General features: G+C 71.1%; 16 protein-coding genes. 5 read left to right on the top strand and 11 right to left on the bottom strand.

Annotation, left to right across the window (positions count from 1 at the left end):
• Together ABZT04_RS38085 and ABZT04_RS38080 are read right to left on the bottom strand one after the other, a co-directional pair.
• The coding region (locus tag ABZT04_RS38085; protein ID WP_356063073.1) for a maltotransferase domain-containing protein at window positions 1-1,056 on the bottom strand (1,056 nt) is incomplete at its 3' end.
• Between the two features lie 218 nt (window positions 1,057-1,274).
• A complete protein-coding gene (locus tag ABZT04_RS38080) occupies window positions 1,275-2,495 on the bottom strand; it encodes a S8 family peptidase (RefSeq protein WP_356063070.1) in 1,221 nt (406 codons plus the stop codon).
• 277 nt (window positions 2,496-2,772) lie between these two features.
• On the opposite strand from ABZT04_RS38080, the gene ABZT04_RS38075 reads away from it, so the two are divergent.
• Entirely contained in the window at window positions 2,773-5,391 is a 2,619-nt protein-coding gene (locus ABZT04_RS38075) for a glycosyltransferase family 1 protein (RefSeq protein WP_356063067.1), read from the top strand.
• On the opposite strand, the gene ABZT04_RS38070 is transcribed toward ABZT04_RS38075, so the two are convergent.
• The 8 genes from ABZT04_RS38070 to ABZT04_RS38035 form a co-directional block, all read right to left on the bottom strand.
• Window positions 5,388-5,906, bottom strand: coding sequence for a DUF1990 domain-containing protein (locus tag ABZT04_RS38070; protein WP_356063064.1), 519 nt, complete (start codon window positions 5,904-5,906; stop codon window positions 5,388-5,390). The two genes, ABZT04_RS38075 and ABZT04_RS38070, sit on opposite strands and share 4 nt — an antisense overlap.
• Window positions 5,907-5,988: 82 nt before the next feature.
• On the bottom strand, window positions 5,989-7,647 hold the full coding sequence (locus tag ABZT04_RS38065) for a M4 family metallopeptidase (RefSeq protein WP_356063062.1): 1,659 nt from the start codon (window positions 7,645-7,647) through the stop codon (window positions 5,989-5,991).
• A 256-nt stretch (window positions 7,648-7,903) separates the two neighbouring features.
• Window positions 7,904-9,931, bottom strand: a complete 2,028-nt coding sequence (locus tag ABZT04_RS38060; RefSeq protein WP_356063059.1) for a M4 family metallopeptidase — start codon at window positions 9,929-9,931, stop codon at window positions 7,904-7,906.
• A 212-nt stretch (window positions 9,932-10,143) separates the two neighbouring features.
• Window positions 10,144-11,838: an ABC transporter ATP-binding protein gene (locus ABZT04_RS38055; RefSeq protein ID WP_356063085.1), complete on the bottom strand. Its 1,695-nt coding sequence runs from the start codon at window positions 11,836-11,838 to the stop codon at window positions 10,144-10,146.
• 65 nt (window positions 11,839-11,903) lie between these two features.
• Window positions 11,904-13,616 carry an ABC transporter ATP-binding protein gene (locus ABZT04_RS38050; protein WP_356063056.1) on the bottom strand — a complete coding sequence of 571 codons (1,713 nt, stop codon included), beginning with the start codon at window positions 13,614-13,616 and terminating at the stop codon, window positions 11,904-11,906.
• A gap of 193 nt (window positions 13,617-13,809) precedes the next feature.
• Window positions 13,810-14,667 carry an alpha/beta hydrolase gene (locus ABZT04_RS38045; protein WP_356063053.1) on the bottom strand — a complete coding sequence of 286 codons (858 nt, stop codon included), beginning with the start codon at window positions 14,665-14,667 and terminating at the stop codon, window positions 13,810-13,812.
• Window positions 14,668-14,860: 193 nt separating this feature from the next.
• Complete coding sequence (locus ABZT04_RS38040) at window positions 14,861-16,720, bottom strand: ABC transporter ATP-binding protein (RefSeq protein ID WP_356063050.1); 1,860 nt, start codon at window positions 16,718-16,720, stop codon at window positions 14,861-14,863.
• Window positions 16,717-18,537 carry an ABC transporter ATP-binding protein gene (locus ABZT04_RS38035; protein WP_356063047.1) on the bottom strand — a complete coding sequence of 607 codons (1,821 nt, stop codon included), beginning with the start codon at window positions 18,535-18,537 and terminating at the stop codon, window positions 16,717-16,719. Before ABZT04_RS38035 ends, ABZT04_RS38040 begins: the two co-directional genes overlap by 4 nt.
• A 194-nt stretch (window positions 18,538-18,731) precedes the next feature.
• Here ABZT04_RS38035 and ABZT04_RS38030 point away from each other — a divergent pair, with 194 nt between their 5' ends.
• From ABZT04_RS38030 to ABZT04_RS38015, 4 genes are read left to right on the top strand one after another with little or no spacing between them, the layout of a single operon-like run.
• Window positions 18,732-19,643 (top strand): ABC transporter ATP-binding protein, encoded by a 912-nt coding sequence (locus tag ABZT04_RS38030; protein ID WP_356063044.1) that lies wholly within the window; start codon window positions 18,732-18,734, stop codon window positions 19,641-19,643.
• The gene (locus ABZT04_RS38025) at window positions 19,640-20,374 is read left to right on the top strand and encodes an ABC transporter permease (RefSeq protein ID WP_356063041.1); all 735 of its coding nucleotides are present in this window, start codon (window positions 19,640-19,642) and stop codon (window positions 20,372-20,374) included. Before ABZT04_RS38030 ends, ABZT04_RS38025 begins: the two co-directional genes overlap by 4 nt.
• Window positions 20,375-20,398: 24 nt before the next feature.
• Window positions 20,399-21,664 carry a sensor histidine kinase gene (locus ABZT04_RS38020; RefSeq protein ID WP_356063038.1) on the top strand — a complete coding sequence of 422 codons (1,266 nt, stop codon included), beginning with the start codon at window positions 20,399-20,401 and terminating at the stop codon, window positions 21,662-21,664.
• Window positions 21,657-22,313, top strand: a complete 657-nt coding sequence (locus tag ABZT04_RS38015; RefSeq protein ID WP_356063035.1) for a response regulator transcription factor — start codon at window positions 21,657-21,659, stop codon at window positions 22,311-22,313. Before ABZT04_RS38020 ends, ABZT04_RS38015 begins: the two co-directional genes overlap by 8 nt.
• A gap of 5 nt (window positions 22,314-22,318) precedes the next feature.
• Here the strand turns inward: ABZT04_RS38015 and glgX are convergent, their stop codons facing one another.
• A complete protein-coding gene (gene glgX, locus ABZT04_RS38010) occupies window positions 22,319-24,652 on the bottom strand; it encodes a glycogen debranching protein GlgX (protein WP_356063032.1) in 2,334 nt (777 codons plus the stop codon).
• Window positions 24,653-24,775: the final 123 nt, after the last annotated feature.

Here is a 24,775-nt window from a genome sequence, read left to right as displayed (position 1 = left end):
CGGGGAGCACTGGAGCGCGAAGTCCAGCGCGATCTCCATCCCCAGCTCACGGGCGCGGGCGACGAACGCGTCGAAGTCCTCCAGCGTGCCCAGCCTGGGGTCGATCGCGTCGTGACCGCCCTCGGGCGAGCCGATCGCCCAGGGCACGCCGACGTCCTCGGGTCCCGCGGACAGCGTGTTGTTCGGGCCCTTGCGGAACGTCGTCCCGATCGGGTGGATCGGCGGCAGGTACACCACGTCGAAACCCATCGCGGCGATGCCCGCGAGCCGTTTCGCCGCCGTACGGAACGTGCCGTGGGGCTCGGCCGCCGTGCCCTCGGAGCGCGGGAAGAACTCGTACCAGGCGCCGTACAGCGCCCGCTCCCGTTCCACCAGCAGCGCGCGGGTCTCGGAGACCGTGACCAGTTCGCGCAGCGGATAGCGGGCCAGGACCGCGTCCACCTCCGGGGTCAGCGCGGCGGCCAGCCGGGACATGGCCGGGCGGGTCTCGTCGCGGAGAGCGGTGACGGCGGTGCGCAGGACGGCCTTGAGGCCCCGGCCCTTCGGCACTCCGGTGATGGCGCGCTCGTAGAGCCGTGCGCCCTCCTCCAGGACCAGATCCGTGTCCATGCCGGCCGGGATCTTGATCCGCGCGTGGTGGTGCCAGGTGGAGACCGGGTCGCTCCAGGCCTCGACCGTGTAGGTCCACCGGCCGGGTGCGTCGGCCGTGACGGTGGCGCCCCAGCGGTCGGTGCCCGGGGCGAGCTCCCGCATCGGGGTCCATGGACCGGGGCGGCCGTCCGGGTCGTACAGGACGACATTGGCGGCGACCGCGTCGTGTCCCTCGCGGAAGACGGTGGCCGACACCTCGAAGGCCTCACCGGTCACCGCCTTGGCGGGCCGGTGGCCGTGCTGGACGACCGGCCGGACATCGAGGACGGGGATGCGTCCGATGCCGGGGGACGTGCCGCCCGCGGAGGGTGGCTCCGGGACGGGTGGTGCGGTGCCGGCGGGGCGCACGGGGGGTGCGTCCGCGCCGGGTGTCGGGGGTGCTGACGAGTGGTGCGTGGCGGGCATGACCGCTCCTGTCCGCGTCAACGTGGGTATGGGCGGATGGATGTGGGGAGGTGGGTCCTGCGAAGGAGATCGGTGGTACGTCTGGGGGATGTACCGGGGGAGCCTTCCCACCCTATTCGGGTTAGCAATCCGGCAGGTTGCTAACTACTTACACGCAGGTCTCCACAAAAGATCCGGCCCCGTCCTGGGCGAACGGGGCCGGAGCCGTCACTCTCGCGCTACGGCCGCGGTACTTGCAGAAGTTTGTCCGGCGAACCGAGCCCGTCGCCGGACACCTTGCCGGAAGCGGCCTGAGTGACGAGTGCCGTGGACACCTGTGCCGGTGTGGCACGCGGGTGGCCGCCGAGGTAGACGGCCGCCGCCCCCGCCGCGTGCGGTGACGCCATCGACGTACCGGAGTAGGTGGCCTTCCCGGTGTCGCTCGCGTACGACGCGGAGGTGATCGAGACGCCGGGGGCGAACAGATCGAGTGCCGGGCCGAAGTTCGAGAAGGCGGCCCGTGCGTCGCTGCGGTCGGTGGCGCCGACCGTGATGGCCTCCTTCACGTCCGCGGGGGAGTACAGGCCCGCCGACAGCCCGTCGTTGCCCGCCGCGACCGTGTAGGTGACACCGGAGGCGATCGAGTTGCGTACGGCCGCGTCGAGCTGGGCGCTGTGGTAGCCGCCCAGGCTGAGATTGGCCACCGCGGGTTTGCGCGCGTGCCGGGTGACCCAGTCGATGCCCGCGATGACCTGCGAGGTCGTACCGGCGCCGGTGTTGTCCAGGACCCGGACGGCGACCACCTTGGCCTTCTTGGCGACGCCGTACGTCGTACCGGCGATCGTGCCCGCGACATGGGTGCCGTGGCCGTTGCCGTCCTGGGCGGTGGCGTCGTTGTCGACGAAGTCCCAGCCGTAGCCCGCCCGGCCGCCGAAGTCCTTGTGGGTGACGCGGATGCCGGTGTCGATCACGTACACCGTCACCCCGCCGCCCCCGGACTCCGGCGAGGTGTAGCTCCTGCTCAGTGGCAGGCTCGGCTGGTCGAGGCGGTCCAGGCCCCAGGACGGCGGGTTCCGCTGGGTGCGGCTTGTGGCGTCCAGGGTCACGCGGGTGTCCTGGGCGACGGAGGCGACCCGCGAGTCCGCCGCGAGGAGGCTCGCCTGTCTCTCGTTCGCCTCGACGGCATAGCCGTTGAGGGCCGTGCCGTAGATGTGGCTTATTCTCGCCCCGTACTTCCGGGCCAGGTCCTTTCCGGCGGCCGACGGCGCCGCTGTTCCCCCCTTGAGCGTCACCAGGTAACTGCCGTTGACGGAACCGGGTTCACCGGCGCCGAGTATGGTCCCCTCCGGTGCGGCCTGCGCGGGCAGGGTGATGGCCGAGAACACCACGGCTGTGATGGCCGTGATGCCAGCGGTCAGGCTCCCCGCCCGGCGCAGACGCCGCGTGCGCGTCCGTGCCATGTCGAGTTCCCCTCCTTCAACTCTCCACGGGGCAGCCTCTCGTGCGGTGCGAAGCGCCACAAGGGCGCATGAGGGTGCCTTTTCAGCCCACGCGGCCCTTTTCGGCCCAGGTCGGCATCATCAGCCTGTCCGGCGTTTGAGGACGAGGCCCTTTCGGGGCCGATAGGGGGTCGGGGGGCGCAGCTCCCAGCGGGGCCCACACCAACGCCGGTACCTTCGAGAGCAGACGACGACGCACAAGGCCGTGCGTCCTCCAGCGAACGCGCAAGGTGGAGCTGTGAAGGCGATCCGTCGATTCACCGTCCGACCCGTTCTCCCCGAACCCCTCCGACCGCTGAGCGACCTCGCGCGCAATCTGCGCTGGTCCTGGCACGCCGACACCCGCGATCTCTTCCAGTCCGTGGATCCCGAGCGGTGGGCCGCCTCGGACCGCGATCCCGTACGACTCCTCGGGAGCGTCTCGGCCGAGCGGCTCGCGGAGCTGGCCGAGGACAGTCGATTCCTGCGCCGGCTCACCGAGGTGGCCGGCGATCTCGCCGACTATGTGGACGGCGACCGCTGGTACCAGACCCAGTCCGCCGACCTGCCCGCCGCCGTCGCCTACTTCTCACCCGAGTTCGGCGTCACGGCAGCGTTGCCGCAGTACTCCGGCGGCCTCGGCATCCTCGCCGGCGACCATCTCAAGTCGGCCAGCGACCTCGGCGTACCGCTCATCGGCGTCGGACTCCTCTACCGGCACGGCTACTTCCGGCAGTCGCTGTCCCGGGACGGCTGGCAGCAGGAGACCTATCCGGTCCTCGACCCCAACGAACTCCCGGTGGCCCTGCTGCGGGAGGCCGACGGCTCCCCGGCCCAGGTCTCACTCGCCCTGCCCGGCGGCCGCTCGCTGCGCGCCCGGATCTGGCTGGCCCAGGTCGGCCGGGTGCCGCTGCTGATGCTCGACTCCGACATAGAGGAGAACGACCTCGGCGAACGCGGCGTGACCGACGTCCTCTACGGCGGCGGCAGCGAACACCGGCTGCTCCAGGAGATGTTGCTCGGCATAGGGGGTGTGCGGGCGGTGCGGACGTACTGCCGGCTGACCGGTCACCCGGAGCCGGAGGTGTTCCACACCAACGAGGGGCACGCCGGTTTCCTCGGCCTGGAGCGGATCGCCGAACTCTGCGACGCGGGGCTGGACTTCGACGCGGGCCTGGAGGCGGTGCGGGCCGGCACGGTCTTCACCACGCACACGCCCGTCCCGGCCGGAATCGACCGCTTTGACCGGGAGTTGGTCGCCACCCACTTCGGGCCGGACGCCGAACTCCCGCGCATGGACGTCGAACACATCCTGCGCCTCGGCATGGAGACCTACCCGGGCGGCGAGCCCAACCTGTTCAACATGGCCGTGATGGGCCTGCGCCTGGGCCAACGCGCCAACGGTGTCTCGCTGTTGCACGGGCAGGTCAGCCGCGAGATGTTCTCGGGCCTGTGGCCGGGATTCGACCCCGAGGAGGTGCCGATCACCTCCGTGACCAACGGGGTGCACGCGCCGACCTGGGTGGCCCCCGAGGTGTTCCGGCTCGGTGCCCGGCAGATCGGCGCCCAGCGCACCGAGGACGCGATGACGGTCGGCGGCTCGGACCGCTGGGACGCGGTCGCGGAGATCCCGGACCAGGACATCTACGAGCTGCGGCGCGAGCTGCGGGAACAGCTCGTCGTGGAGGTGCGGGAGCGGCTGCGCGCCTCCTGGCGTCAACGCGGCGCCGGATCAGCCGAGTTGGGGTGGATCGACGGGGTGCTCGACCCCGACGTCCTCACCATCGGGTTCGCCCGCCGGGTGCCGTCGTACAAACGCCTGACGTTGATGCTGCGCGACCGCGACCGGCTGATGGACCTCCTGCTGCACCCGGAGCGGCCGGTCCAGATCGTGGTGGCGGGCAAGGCGCACCCGGCGGACGACGGCGGCAAGCGGCTGGTGCAGGAACTGGTGAAGTTCGCGGACGACCCGCGCGTCCGCCACCGCATCGTCTTCCTGCCCGACTACGGCATGGCGATGGCGCAGAAGCTCTACCCCGGCTGCGACATCTGGCTCAACAACCCCCTCCGCCCGCTGGAGGCGTGCGGCACGAGCGGCATGAAGGCGGCACTCAACGGCTGCCTCAACCTCTCGGTGCTGGACGGCTGGTGGGACGAATGGTTCCAGCCCGACTTCGGCTGGGCCATCCCCACGGCGGACGGCACCGGCACGGACCCCGACCACCGCGACGACGTGGAGGCCGCCGCCCTCTACGACCTCCTCGAACAGCGCGTCACCCCGCGCTTCTACGAACGCGGCCAGGACGGCCTGCCCGACCGCTGGATCGAAATGGTCCGCCAGACACTGACGCTGCTGGGCCCGAAGGTCCTCGCCGGCCGGATGGTCCGCGAGTACGTGGAGCGTCTGTACGCCCCCGCCGCCCACGCCCACCGCGCGATGACCCCCGACGCGGCCCGTGAACTGGCCGCCTGGAAGGGGCGGGTGCGGGCCGCCTGGCACGGGGTGAGCGTCGACCACGTGGAGACGTCCGTCGCCACGACCACCGCCGAACTCGGTACCACCCTCAGCCTCCGGGTGCGGGTGGACCTGGGCGGCCTCGCCCCGGACGACGTCGAGGTACAGGCGGTCTCGGGCCGCGTCGACCCGGAGGACCGCATCGCCGACGCCACGACCGTCCCGCTGAAACCGGCGGGCGGCCCGGACCAGGAGGGCCACTGGGTGTACGAGGGCCCGCTCGCCCTGGACCGCACCGGCCCCTACGGCTACACGGTCCGCATCCTGCCCGCGCACCGACTGCTCGCGTCCAGCGCGGAGTTGGGGCTGGTGGCGGTGCCCTCGGAGGAACTGGTCCAGCAGGGAGGCGTGTTGATGCGCTAGACGTCGGAGTAGGGAGCGCACATCTGCCGCAGTGTGCTCCCTGTCCGGCGGGCGTAGGCGTGCTGCAACCCCCGGGTCGCCGGGCCGCCCAGGCGGGCGTACCACTTCGCGGGGCGGCTGAACGCGGAGACCGTCAGCCAGACCGTGCCGTCGCCCGTGCGGTCGACCACGAAGGCCTCCTCGCCGCACTCGGGGTGGCCGGGGAGGGTGCCGTAGGCCCAGCCGGTCCTGCGGGGTTCCTCCGCCGTCCACACGACGCGGCAGGGGGCCTTGATGAGGCCGGCCAGGGTGACCGTGACGTCGACGCCGGGGGCGGCCTTGTCGGCGCTCGCCTCCATGCCGAGGCCGAGCTCGCGGTGCAACTCCCAGGTCAGGAGCGCTTCGGAGGCCCGGCGGAAGACCTTCTCGCCCTCGCCGATCCGCGTGCGCACATACAGGGGGTGGAAGTCAGGGGGGCAGAACCCGCGTTCGCGGGTCGCGCCGACGTCGTTGTACGTGAACTCCCGCAGTGGCATAGCTCCCAAGAGTAAGGCGGTACCCGGATGTGCCTTCGCTCCGGGTACCGCCTTTACGCCTGGCCTGTCAACTCAGCGGCTGTCAGGTGACGTTGACCGCCGTCCAGGCCGCCGCCACCGCGTTGTACTCGGCCGAGCCGGAGCCGTAGAGCGCGGTCGCCGCGCTCAGGGTGCCGGTGCGGGCCGACTTGTAGTTGGTGGTCGACGTGAAGTACGTCGTCAGCGCCTTGTACCAGATCTGCAGCGCCTTGGCGCGGCCGATGCCGGTGGCCGCGGAGCCGTTGTACGTGGGCGAGTTGTAGGCCACCCCGTTGATGGTCTTCGCGCCGCTGCCCTCGCTCAGCAGGTAGAAGAAGTGGTTGGCGACACCCGAGGAGTAGTGCACGTCGAGGTTGCCGACTGAGGAGGACCAGTAGTTGGCGGAGCCGCCGTCCTTGCTGGGCTGGTCCATGTAGCGCAGCGGGGTGCCGTCGCCGTTGATGTTGATCTTCTCGCCGATGAGGTAGTCGCCCACGTCGGAGGAGTTGTTGGCGTAGAACTCGACGCCGGTGCCGAAGATGTCGGAGGTCGCCTCGTTCAGACCGCCGGACTCACCGGAGTAGTTGAGGCCCGCGGTGTTGGCGGTGACGCCGTGGCTCATCTCGTGGCCGGCCACGTCCAGCGAGGTCAGCGGGTGGGTGTTGCCCGAGCCGTCGCCGTAGGTCATGCAGAAGCAGCTGTCGTCCCAGAACGCGTTCACGTACGAACTGCCGTAGTGGACACGGGAGTAGGCGCCGACACCGTTGTTCTTGATGCCGCTGCGGCCGAAGGTGGCCTTGTAGAAGTCCCACGTCTCCTGGGCGCCGTAGGCGGCGTCCGCGGCGGCGGTCTGGTCGGTGGTGGAGCTGGAGGCCGCGCCGGTGCCCCAGGTGTTGTCCGCGTCGGTGAACAGGGTGCCGGTGCCCGAGGTCTTGTGGGCGAGGTTGTACGTCTTGTGGCCGCCGCGGTCGGCGTCGGTCAGCGAGTACGTCGAACCCGACAGCGTGGTGGTCAGGCTGACGGTGCCCGAGTACAGCGTCTTGCCGGTGCCGGTGGCGTTCTCGATGCCCTGGTACTCGAAGAGCTTCTTGCCGGTGGCCGCGTCGGTGATGACGTGCAACTGGTTCGGGGTGCCGTCGTCCTGGAGGCCGCCGACGATCGTCTCGTAGGCGAGGACGGGGGTGCCGGAGCCGGCCCAGATGACCTTGCGGGCACCGTCGGCGGCGGTCTTGTCTGAGCCGGCGGCCTTGGCGGCGGTCAGCGCCTGCTTCTCGGCCTTGGCGACGGTGATCTTCGGCGTGACCGTGGCGACCTTGATGGTCGCCGAGTGCGCCTTGGTGACACCCTCGGTCTTGCCGGCCGGCGAGGTGTGGACGACGAGGTCGCCGCCGAGGACCGGAAGGCCCGCGTAGGTGCGCTCGTAGCGGGTGTGGACCGTGCCGTCGACGTCCTTGACGACGTCCTTGACGACCAGCTTCTCCTTGGTGCCGAGGCCTATCTGCTGGGCCGTCTCGGGCGCGGCGGCCTGCTTCTCCTGGACCAGCGCGGTGCGCGCGGCGTTGGAGAGGAGCTGCGGGGCGGCGGCGAGGGGGGCCGCCTTGCCGGCCTCGGGCTGGGCGGCGGCGGAACCGGTGGTGACACCGGTGGCGAGCAGCGCTCCGGCGGCGACCGCGGTGGCGATGGCCAGGGTGGTGCGCTTGTGACGCGCGTAGAGGGGGGTCACGCAAGCTCCTTTGTGGGGGAGTCCGGCAGCGTGGGGTTACTGACCGGAGTGGTTGTGAAGTTGCTGTGCTGAAGCGGCGTGAGGGAAGAGTGGCATCAGGGGCGCGTACATGTCAGGACCCCGAAGTGATGTTGGCTGAAAAACGACTGTCCGGTGAACGTTGCGGCCATGTAAACGCCCACAACAGGGCGCCGCCCCGGAGTTGAAACCCCGGGGCGGCGTCATGTTCCTGCGGCCTGAAGTTGACGGCTGGATTTTACGGGAACGTAAGTTTCCAGCTGTTGATGTAGCCGGTGTCCTGTGCCGCCACGTCCTGGACCTTCAACTTCCATACCCCGTTGGCGACTTCGGAGGACGCGTTGACCGTGTAGGTCGCCTGCACGTTGTCCGCCGAGTCGGACGAGCTGGAGTTCTTCAGGCGGTACGCCGACCCGTCCGGAGCCACCAGATCGATCACCAGGTCACCGCGCCAGGTGTGCACGATGTCGACCGAGACCGAGAGGTTCGACGGGGCGTTGCCCGTCCGCCCGGACACGGTGACCGACGAGGTGACGGCTGCCCCGTTGTCCGGAATCGACACGTCGGCCGTGTTCTCGAACGACGTACCGCCGCCCCCACCGCCACCGGAGCGCGCACCGACCGCCACGGCCGCCCACGCGTCCTGCACCGCCTTGTACTCGGCGCCCGTCGTGCCGTACAGCTCACCCGCCGCCGCGAGCGTCCCGGTGCGGGCCGCCGCGTAGTTGGTGGTGGACGTGAACTTCGTGGTGAGCGCCCGGTACCAGATCTGGAGCGCCTTGTCCCGGCCGATGCCGGTGACCGGAAGCCCGTCCGAGGTGGGCGAGTTGTAGCTGACGCCGTTGATGACCTTGGCGCCGCTGCCCTCGCTCAGCAGGTAGAAGAAGTGGTTGGCGACGCCCGAGGAGTAGTGCACGTCGAGGTTGCCGACACCCGAGTACCAACTGTCCGCCGAGCCGCCGTCCTTGCTCGGCTTGTCCATGTAACGCAGCGGTGTGCCGTCGCCGTTGATGTCGATCTTCTCGCCGATGAGGTAGTCGCCGACATCGGTGGAGTTGTTGGCGTAGAACTCGACGCCGGTGCCGAAGATGTCGGAGGTCGCCTCGTTCAACCCGCCCGACTCACCGGAGTAGTTGAGCCCGGCGGTGTTCGAGGTGACGCCGTGGCTCATCTCGTGGCCCGCCACGTCCAGCGCCGTCAGCGGGTCCGCGTTGCCGGAGCCGTCGCCGTAGGTCATGCAGAAGCAGCTGTCGTCCCAGAAGGCGTTGACGTACGAATTCCCGTAGTGGACACGGGAGTAGGCGCCGACGCCGTTGTTCTTGATGCCGCTGCGGCCGAAGGTGTTCTTGTAGAAGTCCCAGGTCTCCGCCGCGCCGTAGTGCGCGTCGGCGCCGGCCGTCGCCGCGTTCGACGTGGTGCCGTTGCCCCAGGTGTTGCTGGTCTGCGAGAACAGCGTGCCGGTGCCGGACGTCCCGTGGTTCAGGTTGTACGTCTTGTGGCCGCCGCGGTCGCCGTCGGTGAGGGTGTAGGTGGAGCCCGACTGGGTCGTGGTCAGCGAAACCTGGCCGCTGTACTGGGTGTTGCCGGTGCCGGTGGCGTTCTCGATGCCCTGGTACTCGTAGAGCTTCTTGCCGGTGGCCGCGTCGGTGATGACGTGCAGTTGGTTGGGGGTGCCGTCGTCCTGGAGGCCGCCGACGACCGTCTCGTAGGCGAGGACCGGCTTGCCGCTCGCGGCCCAGATCACCTTGCGCGCCGAGTCGGCGGCCGACTTGGTGGAGCCGAGGGCCTTGGCGCGGGAGACGGCCTGCTTCTCCGCGGTCGCCGTGGCGATGCTCGGGGTCAGGTCGGAGACCGCGATGGTGGCGTTCGTCGCCTTGACGACGTGGGTGGTCGCACCGGACTTGGCGGTGTCGACGACGAGGTCGCCGCCGAGGACCGGGAGGCCCGCGTAGGTGCGCTCGTAGCGGGTGTGGACCGTGCCGTCCGCGTCCTTGACGACGTCACGGGCGACGAGCGTCTCCTTGGCGCCGAGGCCGATGTCCTTGGCGGTCGCGACCCGCGCCGACTGGGCGTCGCGGATCAGTTCGGCGCGCTGCGAGGGGGAGAGCGAGAGGGCCGCGTGCGCCGGATTCCCCTTGCTCGCAAGGGGTTTGGCGGGAGCGGCGGCGGAGGTCGCGCCGACCTGGACGGCGGCGGCGAGCAGAGCGGTGACGCCGGCTGCGGCGACTATGTGGGAGGTGCGTCTGCGCGAGGAATTGCTTCTCAACACTGACTCCTTCAGGACGGTCGCGGATCACGCGACCAGGGGAGATCACAGGGATCACAGGCGTGAAACTGTGGGGTTGCTGTGAAGCGCCAGTGGGAAGAGTGGCAGCAGCCCGCGCTTTCTGTCAGGAGCGCGTCAGGAACTTGGCCGGAATTCGTTCGTTGTCCGGATGTTCATGTTCGCTATACGAACCGGTGGAGGGTGGAGGGCGACTACCGGCCACCGTGCCACGAGTGCCACAGCGCCGCGTACGCCCCCTGAGCCGCCACCAGCTCCTCGTGCGGGCCGAGTTCGGTCAGCAGACCGTTCTCCATCACGGCCACCCGGTCCGCGTCGTGCGCGGTGTGCAGCCGGTGGGCGATCGCGATCACCGTACGGCCCTCCAGTACGGCGGCCAGCGCGCGCTCGGTGTGCCGGGCGGTGGCCGGATCCAGCAGGGCCGTCGCCTCGTCCAGGATCAGTGTGTGCGGGTCCGCCAGCACGACTCGGGCCAGGGCGAGTTGCTGGGCCTGCGAGCCGTCCGTGGCCGAACCGTCCGCGCCCAGCGGGGTGTTCAGCCCCTCCGGCAGTTCCCGCACCCACTCCTCGGCGCCGACCGCCGCCAGGGCCGCCCACAACTCCTCGTCCGTGGCGGCCGGTTCGGCGATCAGGAGGTTCTCGCGGACCGAGCCCAGGAAGACATGGTGCTCCTGGGTGACCAGCACCACCTGGCGGCGCAGCGTCTCCGGCGCCAGCCCGTGGACCGGCACACCGCCCACGGTCACCGTGCCCTCGGTCGGCGCGTCGACGCCCGCCAGCAGCCGGCTCAGCGTGGTCTTCCCGGCGCCGGACGGACCGACCACCGCCAGCCGCTCACCCGGTCGTACGGTCAGGTCGACGCCATGCAGCACCTCGCCGCCGCGCTCGTAGGCGTACCGCACCCCGGTCACATCGATCCGGTCGTCCGCCGGAGCCGGGGCCTCGCCGTCCCCCTCCGCGCGGGGCGCCCGGGCCAGCCCCTCCACCCGGGCGAACGAGGCGCCGCTGCTCTGGAGTTGCTCGATCCGCATCAGGATCTGGTCCAGCGGCTCGGTGAACTGCCGCAGATACAGCGCGGCCGCCACCACCGCGCCGACGCCGACCGCCCCGCGCCCGTGCAGCCACCCGCCCACGAGCAGCACACCGGCCACCGGGATGGTGTACGACACCTCGACCGCCGGGAAGAACACGGTCCGCAGATACAGCGTGTACAACCGGCTCCGCAGGGCCGCCCGCAGGGTGTCCCGGCTCGCGGTGACCCGCTGCTCCCGGAGCCGGAACGCCTCCACAGTGCGGGCCCCGGACGCGGTCGCCGTGAGGATCTCGGCGACCTCCGAATTGGCCGCGCCCTCCGCGAGATAGCCGTCCCGGGCCCGGCGCAGATACCAGCGCAGGGCGAACCAGATCGGTGTCAGACCCAGCACCCCGAACAGCCCGAGCAGCGGGTCGAGCGCGAACACCGCGCCCATCACGAAGGCCGCCTGCACGAAGCTGACCAGCAGATCGGGCCCGACGTCCCGCAGGGTCGTCCCCACGATGGCCACGTCCGCCGTGCCGCGCGCGGTCAGGTCACCCGTCCCGGCCCGCTCCACCACCGACGCGGGCAGCGCCAGCGCCCGATCGACGAAGTCCTCCCGGACCCGGGCCAGCGTGCGCTCCCCGAACCGATGCCCCACGTACCGCGCCCAGCGCGCCAGCAGCAGTTGGGCCAGCGCACACACCACGATGACCAGCGCCAGCCGGTCCACCGTGCCGACCCCGGCCCCGCCCCGCACCTCGTCCACAATCCGCCCCAGCAGCCACGGCCCGGCCAGCCCGGCCCCGGCCGCCAGCGAGTTCACCACGAGCACGACGACGAACGCCCGCCGATCGACCCGGATCAGCCGCATGGCGGCCCGCCGCACGTCCGCACTTCCGGCGACGGGCAGTTGTCCTGTGGATACCGGGGCCGGCGTCACCGTATGACCTCTTCCGCGTCCGTGTCCCGGGCCACCAGCGCGCGGTAGCCGGGCTCGTAGTCCAGCAGGCCCCGGTGGGTGCCGGTGGCCGCGAGTTTGCCGTCGACCAGGTAGTGGACGGTGTCCGCGTGGTCGAGGACCAGTGGGGACGTCGTGGTCACCACCGTCGTACGGCCTGCGCGCTCCTCGCGCAGATGGCGTGCGACCGCCGCCTCCGTGTGGGCGTCCAGCGCCGAGGTGGGTTCCACCGCGAGGAGTACCTCCGGCTCGGCGAGCAACGCCCTTGCCAGGCGCACCCGTTGACGCTGTCCTCCGGAGAGGCTGCGGCCCTGTGCGGCCACCGGCGAGTCCAGGCCCTCCGGCAGTCCCTGCACGATGTCGTCGGCGGCGGACGCGTGCACGGCCCGCGCCAGCGATTCCTCGGACGGCTCCCGGCGCCCGGACACCACCTCCCGCAGCGGTCCGGCGAACAGGTCGGCCTCGTTGTCGGCGACCAGGATCCGCGAGCGCACCTGGTCCAGCGGAATCGCGTCGAGCCGCACCCCGCCCCAGGTGGCCGCGGACGGCGTGTACCGGCCGAGGCGGTCGACCACGGCCAGGGCGTCGGAGGGCCGGGCGCCCACCAGTGCGGTCAGTCGGCCCGGCAGGATCCGTACTCCCGAGTCGGGGTCGTGCAGTGCGGCCGGTTCGGCGGGGGCGGGCGTCGTTCCGGTGTCCGCTACGGGTTCCAGGCGCAGCAGTTCCACGACCCGCCGCGCGGCCACCACGCCCCGGCTCAGCTCGTAGACCATCTGGATGAAGAAGGCCACCGGGCCGATCAGGACCGCGACATAGCCGTACACGGCGACCAACTCGCCGATGCTGAGCCGCCCTTGGGCCGCCAGTCGGGCCGCGAGCCAGGTCACCACGGCGAGGAACAGCGTCGGCAGGCCCACCCCGATCGCCTGCACCCAGCTCGCCACCGCGCCCACCCGGTAGCCCTGCGCCCGCAGCCGCTGCGAGTCACGCCGGAACGCGTCCGCGAACAGCCCTTTGCCACCCAGGCCGTTGAGGACCCGCAGGCCGCCCGCGAGGTCGCCGATCCGCGCGGTCAGCACGCTCTGCCGCTCCCGGTACTCCGTCTCCACACCCTGCAACCGCACTGTCAACGGCCCCGCGAGCAGCGCTATCACCGGCACACCCAGCAGGACCACGGCGGCCAGCGGCGCCGAGATCGACAGCAGTACCCCGGCGACCACGCCGTAGACGACCAGCGCACCGAAGCCGGGCCCCACTACGGTCAGCGACTGGGCGATCGTCCACACGTCGCCGACGCCGACCGTGATCACCTCACCGGCCCGCGCCCGGCGCGACAGCACCGCGCCCAGCCGCACCGCCTGCCCGACGATCAGTTTCACCGTGCGGAAGTTGGCGTCGATCCGCACCCGGGTCATCGTGCGGTGCCGCATGATGCTCAGCCACGAGTTGACCGCCCCGACCGCGAACAGCACCCCGGTCCACCAGGCCAGCGCGCCCAGATGCCCCGGCACCAGCCCGTCGTCGACCGCCCGGGACATCAGATAGGGCGCCGCCGCCATCAGCACCATCCACACGCTCGACAGCAGCGCCCCGGACACCGCCCGCTCCCACTGCCGCAGCACCAGCCACCACAGGAACCGCCAGCCGCCCCGGCAGTCGGGTGTCCCGGGATCCTCGTACGCGTCGATCATCGCCGCCCCCGTATGTGCTGTGTCGGTTCCGCTTGATCGTTAGTAGTGGGCCCTGCGGAAACGCCTGGATCCGGGTGTCGTGAGCACTGGCCGCGTCGGTTCATGGTGAGCAATTCGGTCCCTGGTGGTCGGCGAGGGTGGTTACTTTCCGTTGTGCCACCTGGTTTCGTCCGGGGAACTGCAACGGCTGGGGTTATGACGACGGGGCGGTGGTGTGACCCAGGAACGCTGTGGTGGTCTTCACGAACTGCTCGGCGTCGTCGAGCCACGGGTAGTGTCCGGTGCTGGGCTGGATGACGAGTTCGGCGTTCGGGAAGAGGCCCGCGAACTCGGCCATGGTGTGGGGAGGGGCTCCCAGGTCGGTTTCACCGGCCAGCAGGAGGACCGGCGGGGTGAACTGGGCGAGTGCGGTGCGGGTGGTGTCCGGGTCGAAAGCGCCTTCGGCGCCGAAGGCGGCGACGATCTCCGGGTTCATCCGTTCGTCCCCGGCGGCCTGATGCGCCTGAGCCGCCTCGTCCCAGCGGCCGTAGGAGAACGGTGCGATGGCGTTCCAGCTTTCGGCGGTGGCCTTGCCCGCCACGATCGCTTCCAGGGCCGCGAACGCTTCCGGGAACCACGGTTCGTTCCGGCGGAGCTGTGCGGTCTCCAGCCGGAGGCCTCCTGTGACGGTGAGGCCGACGGCCCTGATGCTCGGCGTGATCAGGGCGAGCTTGTTGACGTTTTCCGGGTGACGGCTCACGTAGAGCGCGGCGAGATTGGCACCGGCGCAGTGAGCGAGCAGGTCCATCCGATCGAGTCCGAGGTGCTGGCGCAGGGCTTCGACGTCGTCGACGAGTCGGTCACAGCGGTAGGAGGCGGTGTCCTCGGAAGTTGCGGACTCGCCGGTGCCGCGGAGATCTAGCCTGATCAACTGCCGATGCGAGGAAAGGCTGCCGAGGTCGCCGAGGTATGCGGAGTCGGTCGGGCCTCCGGGGAGGCAGACCACCGGGGAACCGTCTCCGAACACGTGGTATGCGAGCGTGGTTCCGTCGTGCGCGGAGAAGGTAGGCATGGTCAAGACCCTGTCAGCGGTGTTCGGGCGGGAGCAACCGGGTTTCCCGGCGCGGTGGTCGTCGCGCAGGGACAGGAGACGAGTGGCTTCGCCGAGGAAGCGGCGACCGCTTCCTGTGATCGCGGATTTGCTGATCCACTGCCAACGACCACCTTCATTGCTGACGAAGTCGCGGATCCTGGATGCTGTCCGCTCACGCGAGACTGTCCCGCCACGCCCGGTGCAGATCCGCGAACCGCCCGGTCCCCGCGATCAGTTCGGCCGGGCTGCCGTCCTCGACGATCCTGCCGTGCTCCATCACGAGCACCCGGTCCGCGATCTCCACGGTGGACAGCCGGTGCGCGATCACCACCGCCGTACGGCCCCGCAGGACCGTCGACATGGCCCGCTGCACGGCCCGTTCGCCCGGCACGTCGAGCGAACTCGTCGCCTCGTCCAGGATCAGCACCGCCGGGTCGGCGAGCAACGCCCGTGCGAACGCGACGAGTTGGCGCTGACCGGCTGAGATACGGCCACCCCGCTTGCGGACGTCCGTGTCGTAGCCGTCGGGCAGCGCGCTGATGAAGTCGTGTGCGCCGATCGCCTTCGCGGCCCGCTCGATCTCCTCACGGGGCGCGTCCGGACGCCCGATCGCGATGTTCTCGGCGACCGTGCCCGAGAACAGGAAGGCCTCCTGCGTCACCATCACCACCGCGCGCCGCAGCTCGGGCCCGGACAACTCGCGCAGGTCGACGCCGTCGAGCAACACCCGCCCCTCAGTGGGGTCGTAGAAGCGGGCCAGCAGCTTGGCCAGGGTGGACTTGCCCGCGCCGGTGGAACCGACCACGGCGACCGTCTGCCCGGCGGGGAGGGCGAGGTCGAAGGCGGGCAGCACCTCGCCGCCGGTGCGGTAGGCGAAGCGCACGCCGTCGAAGACGACCTCACGGCCGGGCTGCGACGAGGCAAGTTCCGGGAGTTGCACGGGTGTTGAGGGCTCCGGCACCGAGGGGGTCTGGGCGAGCAGGCCCGCGATCTTCTCCAGGGAGGCGGCGGCCGACTGGTAGGAGTTGAGGAACATGCCGAGCCGGTCGATCGGGTCGTAGAGCCGCCGTAGATACAGCACCGCGGCGGCCAGCACCCCCAGCTCCAGCGAGCCGTCCGCGACCCGGCTCGCGCCCCACAGCACGATCGCCGCGACGGCGGTGTTCGCGACCAGCCGGGAGCCGGTGACATAGCGGGCCATCTCCAACAGGGCGTCGCCGTTGGACCGTTCGTGCCGCTCGTTGAGGACCCGGAAGTCGGCGTCGTTGACGTCCTCGCGGCGGAAGGCGCGCACCGGACGGATGCCGTTCATCGTCTCCACGAACTTCACGATCACCCGCGCGATCGCCGTGGAGCGCACCGCGTACACCCGCACCGCGCGCCGCTGGTAGACCCGCACCAGCCCGTACAGCGGCACGAAGGACGCCACCGCGACCGCGCCGAGCCCCAGGTCCAGCCAGAGGAGCATCGCCGAGATGTACACGAACGACAGGACGACCGTGATCAGTTCCTGGAGTCCCTCGCTGAGCAGTTCGCGCAGGGCCTCGACGTCCGTGGTGGAACGCGAGATGAGCCGGCCCGAGGTGTAGCGCTCGTGGAAGTCGATGCTGAGGGCCTGCGCGTGCCGGAAGATCCGGCCCCGCAGATCGAGCAGCACATCCTGGTTGACGCGCGCGGAGGCGCCGATGAACGCGTACTGGAGCCCGCCGGAGACGAGAGCGCAGAGCAGATAGCCGACGGCCACGGCGATCAGCGGCCCGTGGTCGTGCGCGCGGAACGCGGGGACCGCCCGGTCGATGGCGTACGCCACGAGCAGCGGCCCCGCCTGCACCGCGGCCTGCTGGAGCAGCAGCAGGAGCGTGGTGACCGCGACCCGCGCCTTCATCGGCGCGAGCAGCGACCGCAGCAGGGCGGCGGTGGCGCCCGGGGGAGTGGGCAGGACGTCGTGGTCGAAGGGGTCGCTCGCGGCGGGCGGGCGTGGGGGTTCCTGGCCGTCGTCGGTGGCGGGCGCCGAGGTGGTCGGGGCGGTCATCGTGCGTCCTCCTGTTCCTGAATACCCGAGTGCTCCCGGATGCCCGAGTGCTCCGGGACACCCGACATGAGATGCGCGTACTCCGCGTTCGTCCGCAGGAGGTCCTGGTGGGTGCCGACCGCCGTGATCCGGCCCTCGGACAGCAGGGCCACGCGGTCCGCGAGGAGGACCGTGGAGGGGCGGTGGGCCACGATCAACGCCGTGGTGTCGGCGAGGACTTGACGCAGGGCGGCCTCCACGGCGGCCTCCGTGTGGACGTCCAGGGCGGAGAGCGGGTCGTCGAGGACCAGGAAGCGGGGGCTGCCGACCACCGCCCGCGCGAGGGCGAGCCGCTGGCGCTGGCCGCCGGAGAGGCTCAGGCCCTGCTCGCCGACCTGGGTGTCCGTGCCCTGGGGCAGCGCGTGCGCGAAATCGGCCTGGGCGACGGCGAGAGCGTGCTCCAACTCGGGCCGCCCCGCGCCTCCTTCGACTCCCATGAGGACGTTCTCCCCGACGCTCGCCGAGAACAATGTCGGTTCCTCGAAGGCCACCGCCACCTTCGCTCGCAGCTCCTCGCGGGGCATCGCCCTGATGTCCTCGCCGTCCAGGGTGATCCGGCCCGAGGTCACCTCGTGCAGACGCGGGACCAGCGCCGTGAGGGTGGTCTTGCCGGTGCCGGTGGCGCCGACCAGGGCCATGGACTCGCCGGGTCTGATGTGCAGATCGATGTGGTCCAGGACAGGCGGGGAGTCGGCGGCGGCGTCGGGATAGCGGAACACCACGTCACGGAAGCGCAGCCCGCCGTCCCGCTCGGCGGGCCGCGGCTCGGCCACGACCCGGGAGTCCTCCGGGGCCTCGTCCATCACCTCGAAGTAGCGCTCGGTGGCCGTCGCCGCCTCCTGGCTCATCGCCAGCAGGAAGCCGATCGACTCCACCGGCCAGCGCAGCGCGAGCGCCGTGGACAGGAACGCGACCAGCGTGCCCGCCGACAGGTTCCCGTCCGCGACCTGCACCGTGCCCAGCACCAGCGTCGCCCCGAGCGCCAGCTCCGGCAGCGTCACGATGACACCCCAGATCGTGGCCAGCAGCCGGGCCTTGCGCAGCTCGGTGCCGCGCAGGGTCCGGGACAGCTCACGGAAGGCCCGCGCCTGGCTGCGGTGCCGGCCGAACCCCTTGATGATCCGGATGCCGAGCACGCTCTCCTCGACGACCGTCGTCAGATCGCCGACCTGGTCCTGCGCGAGCCGCGCCACGTGCGCGTACCGCCGCTCGAACACCACACAGGTGACGACCACCGGCACGGCGGGCCCCAGGATCACCAGCCCCAGCGTCCAGTCCTGGAGCAGCATGATGACCACGCCCACCAGGATCGTCACCGCGTTGACCAGCAGGAACGTCAGCGGAAAGGCGAGGAACATGCGCAGCAGCATCAGGTCGGTGGTGCCCCGGGAAAGGAGCTGGCCCGAGGGCCACCGGTCGTGGAAGGACACCGGCAGCCGCTGGAGATGCCGGTACAGATCCGCCCGCATCCCCGCCTCGACATGCGACAGCGGCCGCGCGACCAGCCACCGCCGCAACCCGAAAAGGCCGGCCTCCGCGACACCGAGCAGCAGCAGGTACAGCGCCCCGAGCCACACCCCCGCCGTGTCCCGCTCGGCGACCGGCCCGTCCACCATCCACTTCAGGACGAGCGGGAACACCAGCCCCGTACAGGACGCGACGATCGCGACGGCGGCGGCCGCGAACAGCCGCGCCCGCACCGGCCGTACATACGGCCACAGCCGGGCGAGGACGCGGACGGCGGATCGGTTCTCGGCGGTTGCACGTGTCGTCGACATCACGGGCGAGCCTACGGACCGGCACTGACAGTGCCCACCGAGTTTTGGCCGACCAGGGCTCCGACCAGGGTCCTAGGACCGGCCGCGGTGCCGGTCGCCGGTCCGGTCGTAGCGCCGTATCAACCGATCGGTCGATGTCCCTTCGAGCGCGATGGCCGATGTGCCCGGCCCGCCCCCGGCGGGACCCTCGGAGCATGTCAGCCACACCCGTCATCGAAGTCACCGCACTGCGCAAGTCCTACGGCGGCCGGGCCGTCGTCGACGGTGTCTCCTTCGCCGTCGAGGAGGGCGAGATCTTCGGGATCCTCGGCCCGAACGGCGCCGGGAAGACCACCACCGTCGAGTGCGTCGAGGGACTGCGCGTCCCCGACGCGGGCCGGGTCCGCGTCACCGGCCTCGACCCCGTCGCCGACCACGAGCAGGTCGCCCGCGTGCTGGGCGCCCAGCTCCAGGAGAGCGAACTCCAGGCCAAACTCACCGTCCGCGAGGCCCTGGAGCTGTACGCGTCCTTCTATCCGCACCCCGCCGACTGGAAGCCGCTGGCCGAACGCCTAGGCCTGACCGCCCAGTTGACCACCCGGTTCGCGAAACTCTCCGGTGGCCAGAAGCAGCGCCTGTTCATCGCGCTCGCGCTGATCGGCGACCCCCGGGTCGTCGTCCTCGACGAACTGACCACCGGCCTCGACCCGCGCGCCCGCCGCGACACCTGGCAGCTCATCGAGGAGGTCCGGGCGAGCGGGGTCACCGTCCTGCTCGTCACCCACTTCATGGAGGAGGCGCAGCGCCTCTGCGACCGGATCGCCGTGATCGACCAGGGCAGGGTGGCCGCGCTGGACACCCCGGACGGGCTGATCCGCCGCTCGGCGGGCTCCACCGTCATCAGCTTCACGCCCTCCGCTCCGCTGGACGACGGTGACCTGAACGCGCTGCCCGCGCTCACCGCCGTGACCCGCAAGGACGGCCGGATCACGCTCTCCGGCACCGACGAGACCGTCAACGCCGTCATCACCCTGCTCGCCCGCGGCCACATCACCGCCCACCAACTCCGGGTCTCCGACGCCACGTTGGACGACGCCTTCCTGGACCTGACGGAGGTCACCCGATGAACACCGCGGTCCTGCGCGCCGAGTCGCGCCTCTTCCGCCGCGAACCGGGCGCGCTCTTCTGGATCCTGGCCTTCCCCACCCTGCTCCTGGTGATCCTGGGCTCCATCCCCGGCTTCCGCCACCACCAGGCCGACCTCGGCGGCCTGCGCACGGTCGACGTGTACGTCCCGGTCGCCGTCCTGCTCGGCATGATCGTCGGCGCGCTCCAGTCGATGCCGCAGAACCTCACCGGCTACCGCGAACGCGGCATCCTGCGCCGCATGTCCGCCACCCCGATCCGCCCGTCCGCCCTGCTCTCCGCGCAGATGCTGGTCTACGGCACGGCGGCCCTGGCCTCCGCCCTGTGCGCGCTGATCGTCGGCCGCCTCGCCTTCGACGTCCGCCTCCCGAAGCAGCCCTACGGCTATCTCCTCGCCCTGCTCCTCGCGGTCCTCGCCGCGCTCGCGCTGGGCGCGGTGGTCTCCGCGCTGTCGCGGACCACAAAGATCGCCGGTGCGATCGGCTCGGCCGTGTTCTTCCCGATGATGTTCTGCGCGGGCGTGTGGATCCCGGTGCAGGCGATGCCGGACACCCTTGCCCGGATCGTCGGCTACACCCCCTTCGGCGCCGCCGCCGAGGCCCTGAACCGGGCGGCGGCCGGGAACTGGCCGGGCTGGACCCACCTGGGCGTGCTCGTGGCCTGGACCGTGCTGCTCACGGCGGGCGCCTCCCGCTGGTTCCGCTGGGAGTAGGGGAGCGCCGTGCAGACTGGGGAGATGACCACCGCGGACCGGCAGATCGAGCGGCGCTGGGAGCAACTGCACACCTGGGGGCCGTACGGGCTGCTCGGCATCGGTGTCGTCCTCGCGCTCGCCTCCTCCGGTCCCGTCGACATCGACACCCGGTGGTACGCCGCCTGGACCCTGGTCGGCGCCGCGCTCGTCCTCCAGTTGTGGTGGCACGGCACTCGTTCCCGGCAGCCCGGCGGCCGTCGGACCCCGTCCCGGGCGGGGACCGGGTACTACGCCGTCCGCTGGGCCATCGCCTTCGCCCTCACCTGGCTCAACCCGTTCTTCGCGTTCTACGCCGCCGCCGGCTACATGGACGCCGACGAGACGATCCCGGGCAGGACATGGCAGCGACTCGCACTGGTCGCGAGTTCGGTGACCGTGGCCGGCGCGCAAGCCGGTGGGATGCCGTTCGGGAGCGCGGTCCAGTGGATGGTCTTCCTCGCGCTCCTGGTCACCATGTCCGCCCTCCAGATGGTGGTCGCCCATCTTCAGGAGCAGGAGATGCGGCGCTCCCACGAGCGCGGCGACACCATCGCCGAACTCGAACGCACCAACACCGCCCTGCAACAGGCCCTCGACGAGAACGCCGCCCTGCACGCCCAACTCCTCGTCCAGGCAAGGGAAGCGGGGGTCGCCGACGAACGCCGCCGACTGGCCGCCGAGATCCACGACACCATCGCCCAGGGCCTCACCGGCATCATCGCCCAGCTCCAAGTCGTGGCGGGCGCACCCGACTTGACGACCGCCCGCACCCATCTCGACCGCGCCTCCGCACTCGCCCGGCACAGCCTCGGCGAGGCCCGCCGCTCCGTGCAGAACCTCGCCCCCGTGGCCCTGGAACACGACGGACTGCCCGAGGCTTTGAAGAACACCGTCGCGGAATGGGGTGAACGCACCAATGTCCGCGCCGAGTTCACCGTCACCGGCACCACCGAGCAGCTCCACGACGAGCTCTCGGCGACCCTGCTGCGGATCGCCCAGGAGGCGCTGTCGAACGCGGCCCGGCACGCCCGCGCCACCCGCGTCGGCGTCACCCTCTCCTTCCTCGGCGACGAGGTCATCCTCGACATCCGCGACGACGGCCAGGGCTTCGACCCGCTCGCGCTGCCCGACCGCACCCACGCCGGCGGCTTCGGCCTCGACGGCATGCGCGCCCGCGCCGAACGCATCGCCGGTTCCCTCGCCGTCGAGTCCGAGCCCGGGCACGGCACGGCCCTGTCGGCTCGCGTACCGTTGGTCCGCCATGAGTGACGACCTGCGTGACGAGCCGCTGATCTCCGTTCTGATCGTCGACGACCATCCCGTCGTACGCGACGGTCTGCGGGGCATGTTCGACTCCGCGCCCGGATTCCGTGTCCTGGGCGAGGCGTCCGACGGCGTCGAGGCCGTGGCGCGGGCCGCCGCCCTCGACCCCGACGTGATCCTGATGGACCTGCGGATGCCGGGCGGTGGGGGAGTCGACGCCATCCGCGAGCTGACCCGCCGCTCCGCCCGCGCCAAGGTGCTCGTCCTGACGACGTACGACACCGACTCCGACACCCTGCCCGCGATCGAGGCCGGCGCGACGGGCTATCTGCTGAAGGACGCTCCGCGCGACGAGCTGTTCACCGCCGTCCGCGCCGCGGCGGCAGGCCGCACGGTCCTCTCGCCCGCCGTCGCCTCCCGACTGGTCTCCGCGGTCCGCGGCCCCCAGACCCCCGGCAAGGAACCACTCTCCGCCCGCGAACGCGAAGTGCTGGTCCTCGTCGCCAAGGGCACCTCCAACCGCGAGATCGCCCGCGAACTGTTCATCAGCGAGGCGACGGTGAAGACCCATCTCACCCACCTCTACGGCAAGTTGGGCGTCAAGGACCGCGCGGCCGCGGTGGCGGTGGCGTACGACCGGGGCATCCTCGGCTGAGGCGGTCAGCCGACCACCTTGAGCAGCAGCACCGCCCGCGCCGGCACGGTGATCGCCGCCCCCGCCCGGTGCACCACCCCCGGCGCCTCCCCCTGTTCCTCCCGCGAGGTGTCGACGACCACCTCGTACCGCTCCGCCCACGGCGGCCCCGGCAGCACGAAACTCACCGGGCGGTCACCGGCGTGCAGGACGGCGAGGAAGCTGTCGTCGACGATCGGGGCGCCGCGTTCGTCGCGGCCGGGGATGTCCCGGCCGGAGAGATACATGCCCAGGGTGGCGGCGGGCGCGTACCAGTCCCGTTCCGTCATCTCCGCGCCGCGCGCGGTGAACCAGGCCAAGTCCCTGATGCCGTCCGCCGAATGGGCCCGCCCGGAGAAGAACGCCCGGCGGCGCAGCACCGGATGGCGGTGCCGCAGCTCGATCAGGCGGGCGGTGAGATCGGTCAGCGCCCGCCAGCCGGGGTCGTCCAGCAGCCCCCAGTCCACCCAACTGATCTCGTTGTCCTGGCAGTAGGCGTTGTTGTTGCCCCGCTGCGTCCGCCCCAGCTCGTCGCCCGCGACCAGCATCGGCACCCCCGTGGACAGCAGCAGCGTGGTGAGGAGGTTCCTCAACTGCCGCCGCCGCAGCGCCCGTACGCGCTCGTCGCCGGTCTCGCCCTCCGCCCCGCAGTTCCAGGAGCGGTTGTCGTCGGTGCCGTCCCGGTTGCCCTCGCCGTTTGCCTCGTTGTGCTTGCGTTCGTACGACACCAGGTCGCGGAGCGTGTAACCGTCGTGCGCCGTGACGAAGTTGACGGAGGCGTAGGGGCGCCGACCGCCCCACGCGTACAGGTCGCTCGACCCCGAGAGCCGGTACCCGAGGTCCCGTACGTCCGGCAGCGTGCCCCGCCAGAAGTCCCGCACGGCGTTGCGATAGCGGTCGTTCCACTCCGTCCACAGGGGCGGGAAGGCGCCCACCTGGTAGCCGCCGGAGCCGACGTCCCAGGGCTCGGCGATCAGCTTCACCCGGCGCAGCACCGGGTCCTGGGCGATCACGGCGAGGAACGGCGACAGCATGTCGACGTCGTGCATCGAGCGGGCCAGCGCTGCCGCGAGGTCGAAGCGGAAGCCGTCCACGCCCATCTCCGTGACCCAGTAGCGCAGCGAGTCGGTGATGAGCCGGAGGACATGCGGCTGCACCACGTGCAGGGTGTTGCCGCAGCCCGTGTAGTCCGTGTAGCGGCGGGCGTCGCTCTGGAGGCGGTAGTAGCCGCGGTTGTCGATGCCCTTGAGGGACAGCATCGGCCCCAACTCGCCCGCTTCCGCGGTGTGGTTGTAGACCACGTCGAGGATGACCTCGATCCCGGCCGCGTGCAGGGCCCGCACCATCCGCTTGAACTCGCCGACCTGCTGCCCCGCCGTACCGGTCGCCGCGTAGGCCGCGTGCGGGGCGAAGTAGCCGATGGAGTTGTAACCCCAGTAGTTCTTCAGGCCCTTGCGCAGCAGATGGTCCTCGTGTGCGAACTGGTGGACGGGCAGCAGCTCCACGGCCGTCACGCCCAGCTTCACCAGGTGCTCGATCGCGGCCGGGTGTGCCAACCCGGCGTAGGTGCCCCGGAGTTCCTCCGGGATGCCCGGGTGCAGTTTGGTGAAGCCGCCGACATGTAGCTCGTAGATCACCGAGTCCGCCCACGGTGTCTTCGGGCGGCGGTCGTCCATCCACTCGTCGTCGGTCGCGTCGTCGTGCACGACGACACCCTTCGGGACGTACGGCGCCGAGTCCCGGTCGTCGCGCACGGTGTCCGCGACCTGCTGCTGCGGCCAGTCCCGCACATGCGCGTACACCTCCGGCGGCAACCCGAACTCCCCGTCCACCGCCCGCGCGTACGGGTCCAGGAGCAGCTTCGCCGGATTCCAGCGGGCGCCGGTCCACGGATCCCAACGGCCGTGCACCCGGAAGCCGTAGCGCTGCCCCGGCATGACACCCGGCAGGAAGCCGTGCCAGATCTCATGCGTCAACTCGGTGAGCGGGACGGCCGTTTCCCCTCCTTCTGGCCCTTCCTGGTCGAACAGACACAGCTCGACCGACTCCGCGCCCCCCGCCCACAGCGCGAAGTTGGTGCCGGGCACCCCGTCCGGGCCGACCCGGAACCGGGCGCCCAGAGGCATCGGCGTCCCCGGCCACACGGGCACGGGCGGCGCGGGGCGCGGAGCGCCGTTCAGCGCGGGGGCGGCACGCGGCGACGGCACGGCCGTGTCGGCCGCCTCTGTCGCGTCCGCCGCGCTTTCGACGGACCGCTCCACCGGCACGCCGCCGTCGACGCGCCCCTCCTGCACGGCCTCCTGCTCGGCTGCGCTCGACACCGTCCGGCCTCCCGCGACTCATGGAACGACGAGGTGAAGGGCGTACGGCGTCCCGGCCGCGCCTGCCTGTCCTGTCGTCCTCCCCACTGTTCTGCCCAGAGCTTGCGTCGCACTCACGTTTCC

Origin of the sequence: Streptomyces sp. NPDC005492, assembly GCF_040605995.1 — a bacterium.
In the GTDB taxonomy this organism is placed as follows: Bacteria; Actinomycetota; Actinomycetes; order Streptomycetales; family Streptomycetaceae; genus Streptomyces.
The sequence above is the reverse complement of the archived record's forward strand: the minus strand, read 5'-3'. Positions and strand labels throughout refer to the sequence as shown.